Below are 16369 nucleotides of genomic sequence, written 5' to 3'. Positions count from 1 at the left end.
GTGTTGGCCAGGATCGGCGGGGCCACGAGCTGGTCGTGGGCGACGTCGAGGCCGACCCGGCGTTCGATCCAGCTGTTCGTGCGGGCGTCGAGCAGTGTGAGGCTGCTGACCGCCTGGGGCGCCGGGGTCACCACGATCACCTGGTTGGGCCGGTAGCCGGACCAGGCGGTGCCGCGGGCGCCGACGCCGCCGCGCGCCTCCTCGGGCGGTCGCAGCGGATTGCCGCAGGCGCACCGCACCCGGGGCAGGCCCCGGTCGTCGACCAGGACGGCGGTCCCGGCCTGGAGCACGGCCTGGTAACCGGCCGCCCGTCCGTCGCGGTAGCCGTGGTTGGTGACCCGGGTGTCGGCGCGCAGCAGCACCGGGGTCAGGGCGCGCAGATAGCCGGGGAGGGCGGAGCGGGAGACACCGGCCGCCCGGGCGAAGGCCTCGCCCCGTGCCCGGTCCGCGGTCAGCCGGCCGATCTGCCGTTCGACGTCGCAGACGGTGACGCGGACGCTGCCGCTGTAGAGCCCGGGGGTGCCGCCGGACAGGGCGTGGGCCGCCGCCAGCGGGGCGACGGCGAGGCCGGCGGGCGGCGCGCTGACCTCGGCGGTGCGGCCGGTGCCGGCCGCCCGGGGGACGCCGTCGGCGGTGGGGCCGGTCGCCGTGGACTCGGTGAAGGGGTTGGGGCCCTGTTCCGTGGCGGGCTGGAGGAAGACCTCCTCGCCGAGTTGGGCCTCTTTGACGGTGGCGCCCGCACAGCCGGTGAGGAGCAGCGCCACCGACAGCAGCACGCAGGCCATGGCCAAGGTTCCGGTGGGTATGCGCACCGTGCACTCCGCATCACTGTGGGTGAATTACCCCTATTGTTTGCATTGCATCCTTTTGGCTGGCAACTCGGGGGGATCGGCGCGAGGGAGACGAGGCGGTCGTGGACTGGTTCACCGCACCCGACTACTGGCTGAGCCGACTGGTCCTGCAACGGGCCCTGGCCGCCGTGTACCTCGTCGCGTTCCTGACGGCCGCCCTCCAGTTCCGGGCGCTGCTGGGCGAGCGCGGCATGCTGCCGGTCCCCCGATACGTCGCGCGGGTTCCCTTCCGGCGGGCGCCGAGCCTGTTCCAGCTGCACTACTCCGACCGGTTCTTCGCGGCCGTGGCGTGGGCGGGCTGCGCGGTGTCGGCGGCGCTGCTCGCGGGGGCGGACTCGCTGCTGCCGCTGTGGGCGGCCATCGTGCTGTGGCTGGTGCCGTGGGCGCTGTACCTGTCGATCGTGAACGTGGGGCAGACCTGGTACGCGTTCGGCTGGGAGTCGCTGCTCCTGGAGACCGGCTTCCTGGCCGCGTTCCTCGGCAACGACGAGGTGGCGCCGCCGGTGGTGGTGCTGTTCCTGCTGCGCTGGATCCTGTTCCGGGTCGAGTTCGGCGCCGGGCTGATCAAGCTGCGGGGCGACGCGTGCTGGCGCAAGCTGACCTGCCTGTACTACCACCACGAGACACAGCCGATGCCGGGCCCGCTGAGCTGGTTCTTCCACCATCTGCCCAAGCCGTTGCACCGGGTGGAGGTGGCCGCCAACCACGTCACCCAACTCGTCGTGCCCTTCCTGCTGTTCACCCCCCAGCCGATCGCCTCGGCCGCCGCCGCGCTGATGATCGTCACCCAGCTGTGGCTGATCCTGTCGGGCAACTTCTCCTGGCTGAACTGGATCACCGTCGTGCTGGCGGTGTCCGCGCTGCGGCTCCCGGCGACGGCGCCCTCGGTGCCCGCGGCGCCCCTGTGGTACGAGGTCGTGGTGCTCGCGCTCGCCGCGCTGCTGCTGTTCCTCAGTTATCACCCGGTGGTGAACATGGTCTCCCGGCGCCAGGTGATGAACCGCTCCTTCGACCCGCTCCACCTGGTCAACACCTACGGCGCGTTCGGCAGTGTCAGCCGGGTGCGCTACGAGGTGGTGGTCGAGGGCACGCTGGACGAGGTGGCGCGGGCGGACTCGGACTGGCGGGAGTACGAGTTCAGGGGCAAGCCGGGCCGGCTGCGGCACTGGCCGCGCCAGTTCGCGCCGTACCATCTGCGCCTGGACTGGCTGATGTGGTTCGCCGCGATCTCGCCCGCGTACGCCGGCGACTGGTTCGGCGGTCTGGTCGAGCGGCTCCTGGAGAGCGACCCGGCCACGCTGCGGCTGCTGCGTCGCTCGCCCTTCCCGCCGGACACCCCGCCGCGCTTCGTCCGTGCCCGGCTCTTCCGCTACCGCTACACCACCTGGCGGGAGTTGCGGGAGACGGGGGCGTGCTGGGACCGGACGTACGTGCGCGAGTACCTGCCACCGACCCGGCTGGCCGGGTCGGAGCAGAGGTCGTAGTCACGCGCCGACGCGTGGCGCCGCTTCCTCCCGGGCGGCGGCCCTCGCCGGACGGCGGCGGCCCACCAGCGCCACCCCCGCCGTCGCCAGCAGTCCGCCCAGCAGCGCGCCGGGGTGCGGCCGTTCGCCGAGCCACACGTAGGCGACGACGAGGGTCGCGGGGGGCACCAGGTACAGGGCGGCGGTCGCCGTGGTGACGGTGCGGCGGGCGACGGCGTAGCCCCAGACGACGAACCCGGCGGCGGAGGGCAGAGCGCCGAGGTAGACGGCGGCCGCCAGGGCGCCGGCGGGTGCGTGCGCGGCGGCGCCGAGTGCCCGTGGCGCGAGCGGCAGCAGCAGGGCGGTACCGGCCCACATCGCGTAGGCGGCCGTCTCCAGGCCGGTGTAGGTGCGCAGCAGCGGCTTGACGCCCAGGTGGTAGGCGGCCTGCACGACGGCGGCGGCCACCACGGCCCAGGCCGCGGCGGGGTAGCCGGTCTCCCCGCCCGCGACGGCGATCAGCGCGGTCCCGGCCAGTGCCACGGCCGACCCGGCGACCTTGGCGGGCGTCGGCCGCTCGCCCAGGAACACGGCGGCGAGCAGCGCGCTGATCGCCGGGACGACGGCCACGATCATGCTGGCGGTACCTGCCGGAACGTGCAACTCGCCCCAGTTGAGCAGCAGTTGGTAGGCGCTCATGCCGAGGGCGCCGACGAGGACGATCCGGGGCAGATCCCGCCAGGCGGGCCGGCGCACCTGCGCCAGGGGCGCCACGGCCAAAAGGACGAGGGAGGCGACGGCCAGGCGCAGGAAGGAGAGGCAGGCGTAGTCGTAGCCGCGCAGGGCGACCCGGATCGCGGGGAAGGCGGAGGCCCACAGCAGCACGGTGGCGGCCAGGGCGAGGAGCGTCTTGTCAGGCTTCACGCCTTCGACTGTGCGCCCTAGAATCGAAAAGGTCTATTTACTATTTATTCGTCGATTCGGTAGGTGAGCTTCTTGTTGGAGGTGCGCAGGCTTCGGGTGCTCGCCGAGTTCGCGGCGCGCGGGACGGTCGCGGCGACCGCGGAGGCACTGCATCTGACCGGTCCCGCCGTGTCGCAGCAACTGGCGGCGCTGGAGCGGGAGACCGGCCTGACGCTGCTGGAGAGACAGGGCCGTACGCTGCGGCTGACCGAGGCGGGCCGGCGCCTGGTGGACCACGCCGCGGTGGTGCTGGGCACGCTGGCCGCTGCCGAGTCCGACGTCGCGGCGCTGCGCCGGGGCGAGCGCGTCCGGGTACGCATCGCCGCGTTCCCGTCGGTGGCGCGGGCGGTACTGCCCGGGCTGTGGCCCGGCCCCGACGGCCCCGCCGATCCGGAGGCACCGCTGGTCGAACTGGTCGAGCACGAGCCCGACCGGGCCGAGGCGGCGCTCGCCCGGCGCGAGGTCGATCTGGCGGTCACCCACTCCTACAGCCTGCTGCCCCGGCCGCTGCCGGCCGGTTGCGAGCGCCGGGACCTGTTCCGGGAGCCGGTGTACCTGGTGCTGCACGCGGCCGAGGCGGACGAGCGCGCACTGGCCGCCGGGGCGCCGGCCGACCTGGCCGCCTTCGCGGACGCGGCCTGGCTGCTGCCCGGGCCGGACACCGCCTGCCACGAGATGGCGAGGCGGGCGTGCGGGGCCGCCGGGTTCGTGCCTCGGGCCGTGGCGGTCGCGAGTGACTTCGCGGTGCTGTGCGCGCTGGCCGCCCGGCGGGCCGGGGTCGCCCTGATCCCCCGCCTCGCCCTGCCGGAGGCCGTCCCGCCCGGTCTGCGGGTGCATGCCCTGAAGGACCCGGTACACCGCTGCGTGCACGCGGTGTACCGGGCGGGGACGGGCGGGCACCCCGGCACCCGTCGTGTCCTCACCCGGCTGGCCGCCGTGGTGCCGCCGTCGGAGTGATCACCGCCTGCGCAGCCGCAGGGTCATCAGCTCGAAGGGGCGCAGCCGTACGGTGATCCGGGCGCCCTCGCGGTCCGGTCGCGGTGCGTCGGCGAGCGGACGTTCCAGCAGGTCGGTCACCGTGGCCTCCGCGATCTCGAACCCGGCGGTCAGGGTGGCCGGGGCCCGGCCGCCCGCTCCCGCTGCGCCCCCGTCGGCGGTCATCCGGAAGAACGCCCCGAAGACGTCGCCGCCGGGGGCGCCGCGGGAGCGGGCGGCCGGGCCGGCGGGGACGGTGAGGGCGGTGGTGCGCGGGGCCGGCGCGTGGGTGTGCTCGCGGGCCGCGCGGGACAGGGAGCGGGCGAGGTCCTTGGGCCGGCGGTCGTTGGTCAGCAGGCCGAGGGTGTACTCGAGTTCGGGGAAGTCGGCGAGGCCGCGGGAGACGTCGTGGGAGCACCACCAGGTGATGCCCCACAGGTCGGGGCAGTCCAGCGCGTTGGCGACGGTGGCCTCGGCGAAGGCGGCGGCGTGCTCGGCGGGGATGAGCGGGGCGGGGGCGCCGACCTCCTGGAGCCAGACGGGCCGGTGCGGGTCGTCGGCCCAGGCCTTGCTCAGCTCGATCAGGTACGCGGCGTGGTGCTCGGTGGCCACGGAGGTGCGGCCGTGGCGCTGGGCGGTGCCGTTGAAGACCCAGGAGTGGACGGCGGTCAGGGCACCGCGCCGGGCCGCCTGGGCCGGGGTGAAGGGCATGTCGTCCTGGTACCAGGTGGCGTCGTACTCGGCGTGCAGGTGGAGCTTGCCGGGGGCGCCCCGCTCGCAGGCGGCGAGCATGCGCTCCAGCCAGGCGTCGATCTGGCCGGCGGTGGCCCGGTCGGGGTCGGGGTGGGGGCCGGCGGAGAACTGGTTGACCTCGTTGCCGAGGGTCATGCCGAGGAAGTTCGGCCGGTCGGCGAGGGCCGCGGCGAGGGTGTGCAGATAGGCGGCCTGGCCGTCGAGCACCTCGGGGTCGGTGAAGAGGTTGCGCCGGTGCCAGGTGCGGGTCCAGGCGGGCAGGAAGTCGAAGCTGGACAGGTGCCCTTGCAGGCCGTCCACGTTGACGTCGAGCCCGCGTTCGGCGGCGGCGTCGACCAGCTGCACGAGCTGCTCCACGGCGCGGGGGCGGATCAGGGCGCGGTCGGGCTGGAAGTACGGCCACAGCGGGAAGATGCGGATGTGGTCCAGGCCGAGCGCGGAGACGGAGTCCAGGTCGGCGCGTACGGCGTCGAGGTCGAAGTCGAGCCAGTGGTGGAACCACCCCTGGCTCGGGGTGTAGTTGACGCCGAAGCGCACGGCAGCAGGCATAGAAGGTCCTTGCGGAAGTGGGGGTGGGGGCCGGGTGGTCCGGCCGGTCGTTCGTCAGCCCTTGACGGCGCCCTCGCCGACCCCGCGGAAGAAGTAGCGCTGGAGGCAGGCGAAGAGGGCGATCAGCGGCGCCACGGCGATGATCGTGCCGGCGGCGACGAGGCGTTCGTCGTTGGCGAAGGTGCCGTGGAGGTAGTTGAGGCCGATGGTCAGGGTGAACTTGGACGGGTCGCTGAGCACGATGAGCGGCCACAGGAAGTCGTCCCAGGCGCCCATGAAGGCGAAGATCGCCACGACGGCGAGGGTGCCCTTGACCGCGGGCAGCGCGATCCGCAGGAACCGCTGCCAGACGTTGGCCCCGTCGACGTAGGCGGCCTCCTCGATCTCGTACGGCAGATTGAGGAAGGCGTTGCGCATGAGCAGGACGTTCATCGCGGCGATGGAGCCGGGCAGCACGACGCCGACGAGCGTGTTGTTCAGGCCCAGCTCCCGCATGGTCGTGAACTGGGCGATGATGATGCCCTCCGCGGGCACGAGCATGGCGAGGACGAAGACCAGGGCGGCCACCCGGCGGCCCCGGTAGCGCAGCCGGGCCAGGGCGTACCCGGCGAGGGCCGAGCCGACGCAGTTGGTGACGACGTTGGCGGTGGCGACCTTGAGCGAGTTGAGGGCGTAGTCCCAGACCGGGATGGTCTCGGACACCCGCTCGTAGTTGTGCAGGGTGGGGTGACTGGGCAGGAACCTCGGCGGGGAGCTGAAGATGTCCTCGGTGGGACCCTTGAGCGAGGTGGACAGCTGCCATACGAACGGGCCGACGGTCAGGGCGAGCACGACGACCAGCAGCACGTAGCGCAGGATCAGCTCCCACCCCCGGATGCGACGGCCGTGCTCGTCGGTGAAGCGGGGGGCGCGGGCACGGACCGGCCGTGCGCCGGCCCGCGGTGCCTTCTCGGCGACGCTCACGAGTCCTCCCTCCGGTCGGCGCGCAGGACGAGCAGCATCAGGACGACGGTGACGGCGAAGACGACCAGGGAGATCGCGGAGGCGTACCCGACCCGCCCGGTCAGGCCGGTGCCGGTGCGCTGGACGAGCATCACCAGGGTGGTGTCCTCGCCCGCCGGTCCGCCGTTGGGCGAGGCCAGCAGGTACACCTCGGAGAACACCTTGAAGGCGGAGACCGAGGAGAGCGCGGCGACCAGGACCATGGTGGAGCGGATGGCCGGCACGGTCACGGTGAGGAAGCGGCGGACCGCTCCCGCGCCGTCCACGGCGGCGGCCTCGTGCAGCTCGCGCGGCACATTGGCGAGCGCCGCCAGATAGATGATCATGTAGTAGCCGAGGCCCTTCCAGACCGTGACCGTCATGGCGCTCAGCAGGAGCAGCCACTGGTCGCTCAGGAAGCCGACCTTGCCCACCCCGACCGTCTCCAGCAGCGAGTTCACCAGGCCGCGCTCGTCCAGCAGCCACACCCAGATCAGACCGACCACGACGATCGAGGCGACGACCGGGGTGTAGAAGGCCGACCGGAAGAAGGTGATGCCGGGGATGTTCTTCTGCACCAGCAGGGCGAGCAGCAGCGGCAGGAGCACCAGCGCCGGGACGACGCCGGCGACGTACAGCGCGCTGTTGCGCAGACCGATCCAGAACATGTCGTCGTGCAGCAGCTCGCGGAAGTTGGCGAGGCCGACGAACCGGCCCGGGATCAGGGTGCGGCGGTCGGTGAAGGAGTTGATCACCGTGGAGACGAACGGATAGAGGATGAAGGCGCCGGTGACCACCAGCCCCGGTGCGGCGAACAGCCAGGGACTCGTGGGCAGTTGGCGCCGTATCCGAAAGGCCGGGCGCCGCTGCGGGCGCCGCGCCGGACGCGACGAACGCGTCCGGGGAACGGTCGAGGTGGCCATGGTGCGTTATCCCTGCTGCTTCAGGAGCTGGTCACACGCCTTGACAGCGTTGTCGAGCGCGGCCTGGGGGCTCTGCTTGCCCTGCAAGGCCTTGTCGACCTCGTTGCGCAGCGCGGTCTTCATCTGTTCGCTGAACAGCGCGGGCGTGTAGTTGACCGCGTTCTTCAGCGACTTGGCGGCGGCGATGCGCACCCGGGTCTCGTCGGTGCCGTCCTCCTTGGTGAAGTACGGGTCGTCGAGCGAACCGGCGGTGGACGGGAAGATGGCGACCTTCTTGGCGAACGACATCTGGTGCTCGGCGTCGGTGACGTAGTGCGCGAAGGCGACGGCCGTGGGCGTGTTCCTGGTCCTGGAGTTCACCATCATGCCCATCACGTACATGTTGACGTGGCCGGTGTTGGTGATCTGGTCGGTGATGCCGATGTTCTTGTACAGGCTCGGCGCCTGCGTCTTGAAGTGGTCCAGGTCCAGGGCGCTGCCGGGGTTCATGGCGACGGCCTGGGTGAGGAACTTCTTGCCGGCCGACTCCGGCGTGGCGTTCAGCGCCTGCGTGTCCAGACCCTTGTTGTCGTACAACTGCTTGTATTTGGTGAGGAGTTCGACGCCCTTGGCGTCGTTGAAGGCGAAGCCGGTGCCTTCCTTGTTCATGAGGGAGGCACCGTAGCGGCCGAAGTCCTCGATGGTGGGGATGTTGGCGAGGGTGGCCACCTTGCCGCCCGACTTCTGCGCCATCCGCAGCGCGTCCGCGAAGAGCTCGTCGTACGTACTCGGAGGCTTCTCGGGGTCCAGTCCGGCCTGCTTGAACAGGGCCTTGTTGTAGAACATCGGGCCGGTGTTCAGGTACCAGGGGAAGGCGTACGTGCCGGACATGCCGGGGATCTGGTGGCTGGCCCAGGCGCCGGGCAGGTACTCGCTCCTGTACTTCGCGGCGGTCTTGTCGAGGTCCATGGCCAGGCCGGCCTTGGCGAGCGGTGCGACCAGGTCCGGGGAGACGTTGACGACGTCCGGCAGGGTGCCGCCGGCCGCGTCGGCGCTGAGCTTGTCGGCGTAGCCCTCGGCGGGCTGGTCCACCCACTTGACGTGGGTGCCCGGGTACTTCTTCTCGAAGTCGGCGATCAGGCCGTCGAAGTAGTCCTTGAAGTTGGCGCGCAGGTTCCAGGTCTGGAAGGTGATGTCGCCCTCGACCTTGCCGGAGGCGTTCGTCGAGCCGCCACCATCGCCGCCGGAGCCGCAGGCGCTCAGCGGCAGGACGAGGGCGGTGACGGCGGCGGCGAGTGCTCTGCGGGATATGGGCACGGTGACACGGCTCCCTTGCGGCGTCTGCGGCTGGTGTCGGCAAGGACCATGCACGCCGGGTTCGGGAAAAGTCAATGGATTCGGGCCCGCTAAAGCCGTGAGCGGAGCATCAGTGCAGGTCAGACGATTAAAACGGAAGTACTTGCCACGGGTACTAAAGCGCTTTAGAGTGCTTCCACTCAAGCGCTTTAGCGATCACTGCCGAGAAAAGAGTGGAACATGCCGGCCAAGCGGTCCCCGGCGCGCCGGCCGACGATGAAGGACATCGCGCGCCGCGCCGGTGTCTCGGAGAGCGCCGTCTCCTTCGCCCTCAACGGCAGGCCGGGCGTCTCAGACGTCACCCGCGAGCGGGTGCGCCGGGTCGCCGAGCAACTGGGCTGGCGGCCCAGTACGGCGGCCCGCGCGCTGTCGGGCGAGGGCGCGGCCACGGTCGGCCTGGTGCTGGCCCGGCCCGCGGACACCCTCGGCGTCGACTCCTTCTTCCTCCAGCTCGTCTCCGGCATCCAGGAAGTGCTGGCGGAGCGCCACCTCGGGCTGCTCTTCCAAGTGGTGGAGGGCGTGCCGGACGAGTGCGCGGTCTACCGCAGGTGGTGGGCCGAGCACCGGGTGGACGGCGTCCTGGTGGTGGACCCGCGCACCGACGACCCGCGCCCCGCCCTGCTCGACGAACTCGGCCTGCCCGCCGTCGTGATCGGGGGCGCGCCGGACGAGCGGCACCCCGGGCTGTCCACGGTGTGGGCCGACGACGCGGGCGCGATGGCCTCGGTGGTGGACGGGCTGTACGCCCTCGGGCACCGGCGGATCGTGCACATCGCCGGGCTGTCCGGCCTCGCGCACACCGAGCGGCGGATCAGGACTCTGCGGGCCGAGGCCCGGCGGCGCGGGCTCACCGGGGTGGAGTCGATCACCACCGACTACTCGGACGCGGAGGGCGCCGCCGTCACCCGCCGCGTTCTCGGCTCGGCCGCGCCCCCGACCGCCCTGATCTACGACAACGACGTGATGGCCCTCGCGGGCGTCGCCACCGCCACCGAACTCGGCTTCTCCGTGCCGGCCGACGTGTCGGTGGTGGCCTGGGAGGACTCGGCCCTGTGCCGCATGGTCAAGCCCTGGCTGTCGGCCCTCTCCCGGGACAGCGTGGAGTTCGGCCGCACGGCGGCCCGCGAACTGACCGCACTGCTCGACGGCGGTGCGGCCGGGACGGTCAGGGTGCCGGTGCCCCGGCTGATCGAACGGGAGAGCACGGGGCCGGCGCGCGGGACGTGACGCGCACCGGCCGGTGTGACAACCCCCGTGGGGCACGCCGTGATCACGCTCCGAGTGCTCCGCAGTCCAGCGCCGGCGTGTCCCGCGCGGACGACCTCGGGGTCGACGGGGACGGCATCGGCCGGGACCGGCCGCCCGTCTCCTGGGCCCCGGATCTCGGGGACGGCGACGCCGGGTCTCGCGTGGCGGTCGAGAGCCCGCGCAAGCGGTGGTCCGAGCGGGGACGGAAGGTGACGACGGAGCCGGGGACCGACCCGGTCATCGGCGCGGCGACCGGGCTGCAGGAGCTCCGCACCGCCGGCGACCACGGCGTCACGCTGTCGCCGAGCCCCGGCCGGCGTAGCGGCGAGGGGCGGATCGTCGCCGACGGCGGCTGCGACCGCCACGACGGCTACGGGGATACGAAGACCTGGAGCTTTCTCTGACGTCCCTGGAGCTTTCTCTGCCGTCGCGGCGAACCGTGCCGACCGTGGCGCTCGGTCACCACGGACCGGCGACGCGCCGCAGACTCGGGCGGCGTCAGGACGAGGGCCGACGCGGGCCCGATCGTGCGCAGCGCACACAGGTGGTGGCCGCCGGACGGATCTCCAGGCGCTCGGGAGGAATCGTTCCGCCGCACCCTTCGCACCGTCCGTACCGCCCGCTCTCGATGCGTTCCAGCGCGTGGTCCAGTTCGTCAAGGTGCTCGCGTGCCCGTGCCATCAGAGCGGCCACGTGCGCCCGCTCGAAGGCCGTGCTGCCCCCCTCGGGGTCGTGCTCGTCATCGACCGCGACCAAGGCGTTGGCCGCGACGATTCCGTCGAAATCCTGGGCCAGCGCGGCCGTCCGCGCGAGGGTTTCGGCACGATCGGCCGCGAGGCGCGCCCGGATCGCCGCGACGTCCGACGGGACACGGACGTCAGGTCCGTACGGGCATGCGTCCTCCATGCCTGCGACAACGCCGATCGCCGGTCCGCGATTCCCCCGGACCTTGTTGACGGAGCCGAAGCGCCGCTCGTACAGTCGGCCTTCTTTCCGTATTCCGGATAGCAACTTCCAATACAGGCCATGCAGGGGGCGTCATGCAGGAGCTCGGGACGGCACTGGACCCCGTCACCGCGTCCACGGACCGGTTCGTCGCCACCGTCGCCTCCCTCGCCGACGCCCAGGTCACCGGCGACACGCTGATATCGCCATGGACCCGCGGCCACGTCATCACCCATGTCGCGCGCGCCACGGACAGTCTCTGCCGGCTGCTCGCCTGGGCACGTACCGGAGTGGAAACGCCGCAGTACGCGAGCATGGACGCCCGGGCCGCCGAGATCGAGGCCGGGGCCCGGCGTCCGGTCGCCGATCTGGTCGCCGACGTCCGCGACACCGCCGCCCGCTTCGAGGAGGCGGTGCGCGCGCTGCCCCCGGCGGCCTGGCACACCCAGGTCCGGATGCGCACCGGAGAGCCGCGCACGCCGGCGTCCCTGATCCCGACCCGGCTGCGCGAACTGGAGATCCACCACGCCGACCTGGACGCCGGCTACGGCTTCTCGGACATCCCGGCCGACGCCGCCCGGTGGATCGTCGACGACATCGTCGAGGCACTCGCCCGGCGGCCAAAGACCCCGCCGCTGCGCCTGGAGGCCACCGACACCGGCCTCGTCCACGCCCTGGGCACCGGCGGCCCCACCGTCAGCGGACGGCAGGCCGACCTCCTCGCCTGGCTCAGCGGCCGCTCCTCCGGCACGGGGCTCACCGCCTTCGGCGCCGACGAGGTCCCCGCGGCGCCCTTCTGGATCTGACCGGCGCCCCGCGCCACAGTTCATTCGCGTCCGGACCACGTCGAAGGCCGCAGGTGGCGCGGCCGGCACCCACCACGTCACCCTCGTCACCGCCGCCCAGCCACCGTCAGCCGGCGAGCAGCGCCTCCACCGTCGAGACCGGATCCCACTCGGGGTCGAGGCCGGTCAGCCGCTCGGCGACCCGGTGCCAGGCCGCCCGGTCCGTGCCGAGTCGGGAGCGCACGAGGTCCGCGAGGAGGGTACGGGCGTCGGCTGCCTCGGGCGGGGCGTCCGTCCGGCGGGCGGCGCTGCCCAGGTAGGAGAGCAGCCACGCGGCCGGGGCCGCCAGGCGCACCAGGTCCGCGCCGTCGAGGAGCCCCGCCGCGAGCAGCCCGTCCAGCTGGGTGGACGGCGCGCAGTGATACTGGCCGCCCAGACCGTGCCGGGCCCGCTCCCGGGTGAGCCGCGCGCTGCCGGACAGGCCGTCGGGGTCCGGCTCGGGCAGCAGCGCCGCATGCCGCAGCCGTACGTCCTCGGGGACGCCGTCCAAGCGGACGACGTCCTGCCAGTACGGGAGCGGTTCCTCGGCGTGGGCGGCTTCGAGCGCGGCCCAGTCCACGGGCTCGCCCGGCGGGAGGGACGCGACGAGGTCACGTGCGTGCGGGGCGTTCCGGGCACGCCGCAGCTTCCGGACGAGCCCCACCAGTCCAAGACCATCGACCTGATGATGATGTCCTCGCTGGCGGGGCGGGAGCGCACCGAAGACGACTTCGCGCAGCTCTTCGAGGACGCGGGCCTGCGCCTGCACCGGATCGTGCCGACACCGACCGTGTTGTCCGTCGTCGAGGCGGTGAGCGCCGCATAGCGATACCTGGGCGGCGTCCGGGGGCGGTGCCCGCGTCCGGCCCGGACGAGCGCGCCGGGGCGCCGCTGCCCGACGCGGCGCCCCGCCTGCGGCGAAGTCCACCGGACGCCGTGAACGTCCGGTGGATCCTCCCGCCCCCGTCCGTGTCGCACGGCTGGACGCCGTGCACCGCGGCGGTGCGCGCCGGGTCGCGGACGGCCCGCGGCTCAGGCCGGCGGCGACCCGGGCCAGCGCAGCAGCCCGTGCAACTGCTCCCGCAGTTCTCCCTCGTCGGCGTGCCGCAGCGCGTCGTCCCGGCGGCGGCGTGCCACCGGGTCCTCCAGCTGTTCCATCTCGCTGACCGACCGGGAGGCCGCCACCACCGCGCGGACGCGTTCGCGCCGCAGATCCTCGTAGCGGCGGAACGCGGCGGCCGGATCGTCCTGTGCCGCGCCGAGGCAGCGGGCCAGGACGACCGCGTCCTCGATCGCCATAGCCGAACCCTGCCCCAGGCTCGTCAGCATCGGGTGCGCGGCGTCACCGAGGAGGGTGACCGGCCCCTCGCCCCAGCGCTCCAGGAACGGCCGGTCGTGCGAGGGCACCGCGAGCACCGACTCCATCGGGGTCGCACGGACGATGTCGCACACCTCGTCGGCCCAGCCCGCGTAGGTGTCCAGGATCTCGGCCTTGTCGCCGTCCCAGTAACGGGACCGCTCGGCGGGCATGTTCTTCGTGCCCCACCAGTAGTAGCGCCCGTGCCCGACGTCGATCAGGCCGAACCTGCGGCCGGCGCCCCAGTAGTGGCCCACATACCCCGCCGGGAGGTGCGGCCGGGCGAAGCGGGTGACGGCCAGCCAGCAGACGTAGCCGCTGTCGCGGGTCTCCTCGGGGCCGACGAGGCCGCGGCGGACGGCGGAGTGCAGCCCGTCCGCGCCGATCAGGGCGCTGCCCCGCACAGACGCGCCGTTCTCGAAGCGCACGGTGACCCCGTCGGGCCCCGCCTCGTACCCGGCCACCGTGTGGCCCAGGGACAGCGGTATCCCGGCGGCCTCGGCCAGCAGGGCGTCCTGGAGGTCGGCGCGGGTCACGCACACCGACGGCACGCCGAGCGCGTCCGTGACCGCCTTCAGCGGTTGCTCCCGGATCAGGTTCCCGGTCTCGTCGAGGATGCGGAACGTCTCGATGTTCCGGCCGCGCTTGGACAGGTGCAGATCGATGCCCAGCGACGCCAGGGCGGCGACGGCGTTGCTCATCACGGACAGTCCCGAGCCCGCCGCCCGCAGCTGGGAGGCCCGCTCGTGGATCTGGACCGGGACACCCATGCGGCGCAGGGCGATGGCGGCGGCCAGTCCGCCGATACCGGCCCCGGCGACGATGACCGGCGGACGGGGGGACGACGTCTCGTGCGCGAGGGATGTCATGCGGAGGCTCCTGCGAGGGAGGGGACGGCCGAGCCGTCGAGGATGCGGCCGACGACCTCGGCCGTGTGCTTCACATGGGGCTCTTCGACGATGGACAGGTGGTTGCCGGGCACCTGGACGGCGTGCAGCCGACCGCGGGTCATGGTCCGCCAGCCGTTCAGCGGGTCCTCGTGCCGGCTGCCGCCCGCGGTGTGCATGGCCAGCAGCACCTCGGGCAGCGGTTCGGCGGCCAGCACCAGGGTGAGATCCTGGTCGGGCACCTCGGGCCGGTACTCCAGCGCCGCGTTCCAGTTGGCCTCGTAGACCCGGAACAGCCGGCGGACCACGGCACCCGAGCTTCCCGGGGGCAGCACCCCGCTCCGCGCCGCGAAATCCGCGATGAAGTCGAACTTCTCGGCGAGCGTGGTCAGTTCGGCAGGAATCGCCTCCAGCGGCGACGCACCGCCACGGCCGAGCCACAGCAGCTCCCAGAAGAACCAGCCGAGCAGGGCGTTCTCGTCGCTGCGCGCCCGGTGCCCCGGATTGAGGACCGTGGTGTCGAGCAGCACCACATCGGCGACCTCCTCGCCGGCCCGGGCGAGCTGGATGGCCATCTCGAAGGCCACGAAACCGCCGAAGGACCAGCCGCCGATCGTGTACGGGCCGTGCGGCTGCACCCGCCGCAGCGCGGCGATGTAGTCGGCGGCCAGCTCGGGCACCGAGCGGCGGGGTTCGCAGCCGGGGTCGGCACCCGCCGCCTGCAACGCGTACAGCGGCTGACCGGCGGGCAGGTGGCGGGCGAGCTGGACGTAGCACAGGACGTTGCCGCCCATGGGGTGCACCATGAACAGCGGTCGGCGGTCCCCTTCGGGGCGGATCGGCACCAGCGGGTCGAAGGCGACCGCGGCGTTCCCGCTCCGCAGCCGCCGCGCGAGCCCGGCGACGGTGGGCGTGGCGATGAACTCGGACAGCGGGACGACGACCCCGTAGCGCTGCTCGATGGTCACCATCAGCCGCATCGCCGTCAGCGAGGTGCCGCCCAGGTCGAAGAGGTCGTCGTCGACGCCGATCGCGTCGGCGGGCAGTTCCAGCAGGTCGGCCAGGGTTTCCGCCAGCACCGCCTCGTGACTGCCGGGGACCGGCCGGGTACCGCTCGGCCGCGCCTCCCGCTCGGGGGCGGTGGCGGCCAGCGCCCGGTCGTCGCGTTTCCCGGACGGGGTCAGGGGCAGCGCGTCTGTCCAGGTCAGGGACGCGGGCACCAGGTACGACGGCAGCACGGTACGCAGATGACGGCGCAGTTCCTCGGTGTCCGCCCGGTCCCGGTCGCCGACGAGGAACGCGGCGAGCGTGGTCTCGCCGTCGGCCCGCCGGCGCGGCACCACCGCCACTTCCCGGATGCCGGGCCGGTCCGCCGCGAAGGCGAGCACCGCGGCCTCCACCTCGGCCGGCTCCACCCGGTAGCCGCGTATCTTGACCTGCCCGTCGGCCCGGCCGGTGCACACGATGTCCCCGCCGGGCAGCACCACCCCGAGATCGCCCGTGCGGTACAGGACGTCGCCCGGGGCGCCGTACGGATGGGCGACGAACCGTTCGGCGGTCAGGTCGTCGCGGCCCTCGTACCCCTGGGCGAGGCAGACTCCACCCAGATGGATCTCGCCCTGGACACCGGGCGGCACCGGCCGCATCCGCGCGTCGAGCACCAGCACCTGCGCGCCGTCCACGGGGCGGCCCACGGGCGGCAGCTCCGGGAAGGCGGCCGGGTCGCCGGTCATGCTGTGGTGGGTGACCACGTGCGACTCGGTCGGGCCGTACTGATTTTCCAGCACAGCCCCGGGCAGGGCGGCGAGGAACCGGCGCAGCGTGCCCGTCACCCGCAACTGCTCGCCGGAGGAGACCACCACCCGCAGCCGCCGCGGCACCAGACCGAGCGCGTCGGCCGCCTCGGCCATCTGCTGCAACGCCACGAACGGCAGGAACACCCGCTCCACGTCCGCCTCGTCCAGCAGCCGCAGCAGCGCGGGCATGTCGCGGCGCTGGTCCTCGTCGGCCACCACCAGGGTGCCACCGCCGCAGAGGGTGGAGAAGATCTCCTGGAAGGAGACGTCGAAGCTCAGCGGCGCGTAGTGCAGGGTGCGGCCGCCCACCGCCCCGCTGGGCACCCGGTTCTGCCACCCGATCAGGTTGGCCAGCGCCCGGTGCGGCATCGCCACGCCCTTGGGGACTCCGGTCGAGCCGGAGGTGAAGAGCACGTACGCGGTGTCCACCGGATCGGGCCCCGCAAGGCCGTCCGTACCCGCATCCGGCGCGCCGGGTGCGGTCAGGGACTCCGCGAACAGCAGCGGCGCGCAGTCCGC

16 protein-coding genes are annotated in these 16369 nt (G+C 72.9%); 6 read left to right on the top strand and 10 right to left on the bottom strand.

The features are described from left to right. Positions 1-812 (bottom strand): DUF6777 domain-containing protein (locus tag FRZ03_RS07800; protein WP_315902625.1); only part of this gene is annotated, 812 nt, incomplete at its 3' end. Positions 813-913: 101 nt separating this feature from the next. Here FRZ03_RS07800 and FRZ03_RS07795 point away from each other — a divergent pair. Further along, entirely contained in the window at positions 914-2335 is a 1422-nt protein-coding gene (locus FRZ03_RS07795; RefSeq protein ID WP_146464420.1) for a lipase maturation factor family protein, read from the top strand. Here FRZ03_RS07795 and FRZ03_RS07790 read toward each other — a convergent pair whose 3' ends face one another. Next, a complete protein-coding gene (locus FRZ03_RS07790; protein ID WP_146464419.1) occupies positions 2336-3238 on the bottom strand; it encodes a DMT family transporter in 903 nt (300 codons plus the stop codon). It abuts the gene before it with no gap. A gap of 63 nt (positions 3239-3301) precedes the next feature. Between FRZ03_RS07790 and FRZ03_RS07785 the strand changes: the two genes are divergently transcribed. Then, positions 3302-4234, top strand: coding sequence for a LysR family transcriptional regulator (locus FRZ03_RS07785; RefSeq protein ID WP_261398683.1), 933 nt, complete (start codon positions 3302-3304; stop codon positions 4232-4234). Here the strand turns inward: FRZ03_RS07785 and FRZ03_RS07780 are convergent, their stop codons facing one another. The 4 genes from FRZ03_RS07780 to FRZ03_RS07765 are packed head-to-tail and all read right to left on the bottom strand — an operon-like array spanning position 4235 to position 8754. Then, a complete protein-coding gene (locus FRZ03_RS07780) occupies positions 4235-5554 on the bottom strand; it encodes a glycoside hydrolase 5 family protein (RefSeq protein WP_261398682.1) in 1320 nt (439 codons plus the stop codon). 54 nt (positions 5555-5608) lie between these two features. Then, complete coding sequence (locus FRZ03_RS07775) at positions 5609-6517, bottom strand: carbohydrate ABC transporter permease (protein ID WP_146464418.1); 909 nt, start codon at positions 6515-6517, stop codon at positions 5609-5611. Further along, on the bottom strand, positions 6514-7458 hold the full coding sequence (locus FRZ03_RS07770) for a carbohydrate ABC transporter permease (protein WP_146464417.1): 945 nt from the start codon (positions 7456-7458) through the stop codon (positions 6514-6516). Before FRZ03_RS07770 ends, FRZ03_RS07775 begins: the two co-directional genes overlap by 4 nt. A 6-nt stretch (positions 7459-7464) precedes the next feature. Beyond that, positions 7465-8754, bottom strand: coding sequence for an extracellular solute-binding protein (locus FRZ03_RS07765; protein ID WP_146464416.1), 1290 nt, complete (start codon positions 8752-8754; stop codon positions 7465-7467). A 219-nt stretch (positions 8755-8973) separates the two neighbouring features. Here FRZ03_RS07765 and FRZ03_RS07760 point away from each other — a divergent pair, with 219 nt between their 5' ends. Together FRZ03_RS07760 and FRZ03_RS07755 are read left to right on the top strand one after the other, a co-directional pair. Continuing rightward, on the top strand, positions 8974-10020 hold the full coding sequence (locus FRZ03_RS07760) for a LacI family DNA-binding transcriptional regulator (RefSeq protein ID WP_146464415.1): 1047 nt from the start codon (positions 8974-8976) through the stop codon (positions 10018-10020). 77 nt (positions 10021-10097) lie between these two features. Further along, the gene (locus tag FRZ03_RS07755) at positions 10098-10445 is read left to right on the top strand and encodes a hypothetical protein (protein ID WP_146464414.1); all 348 of its coding nucleotides are present in this window, start codon (positions 10098-10100) and stop codon (positions 10443-10445) included. 94 nt (positions 10446-10539) lie between these two features. Here FRZ03_RS07755 and FRZ03_RS07750 read toward each other — a convergent pair whose 3' ends face one another. Then, a complete protein-coding gene (locus tag FRZ03_RS07750; RefSeq protein WP_146464413.1) occupies positions 10540-10947 on the bottom strand; it encodes a TraR/DksA family transcriptional regulator in 408 nt (135 codons plus the stop codon). 134 nt (positions 10948-11081) lie between these two features. Here FRZ03_RS07750 and FRZ03_RS07745 point away from each other — a divergent pair, with 134 nt between their 5' ends. Beyond that, the gene (locus tag FRZ03_RS07745) at positions 11082-11792 is read left to right on the top strand and encodes a maleylpyruvate isomerase family mycothiol-dependent enzyme (protein ID WP_146464412.1); all 711 of its coding nucleotides are present in this window, start codon (positions 11082-11084) and stop codon (positions 11790-11792) included. Between the two features lie 106 nt (positions 11793-11898). On the opposite strand, the gene FRZ03_RS07740 is transcribed toward FRZ03_RS07745, so the two are convergent. Beyond that, a complete protein-coding gene (locus FRZ03_RS07740) occupies positions 11899-12390 on the bottom strand; it encodes a hypothetical protein (RefSeq protein WP_146464411.1) in 492 nt (163 codons plus the stop codon). Positions 12391-12429: 39 nt separating this feature from the next. On the opposite strand from FRZ03_RS07740, the gene FRZ03_RS07735 reads away from it, so the two are divergent. After that, positions 12430-12636 carry a hypothetical protein gene (locus FRZ03_RS07735; RefSeq protein WP_315902624.1) on the top strand — a complete coding sequence of 69 codons (207 nt, stop codon included), beginning with the start codon at positions 12430-12432 and terminating at the stop codon, positions 12634-12636. 206 nt (positions 12637-12842) lie between these two features. Here FRZ03_RS07735 and FRZ03_RS07730 read toward each other — a convergent pair whose 3' ends face one another. Continuing rightward, the gene (locus FRZ03_RS07730; protein ID WP_146464410.1) at positions 12843-14036 is read right to left on the bottom strand and encodes an FAD-dependent monooxygenase; all 1194 of its coding nucleotides are present in this window, start codon (positions 14034-14036) and stop codon (positions 12843-12845) included. Continuing rightward, on the bottom strand, positions 14033-16369 hold a 2337-nt coding region (locus FRZ03_RS07725; RefSeq protein WP_146464435.1), incomplete at its 5' end, for a non-ribosomal peptide synthetase. The genes FRZ03_RS07725 and FRZ03_RS07730, both read right to left, overlap by 4 nt.

Source organism: Streptomyces misionensis (assembly GCF_007896895.1).
GTDB lineage: Bacteria > Actinomycetota > Actinomycetes > Streptomycetales > Streptomycetaceae > Streptomyces > Streptomyces misionensis_A.
This window is presented reverse-complemented; position numbering and strand designations above follow the sequence as displayed.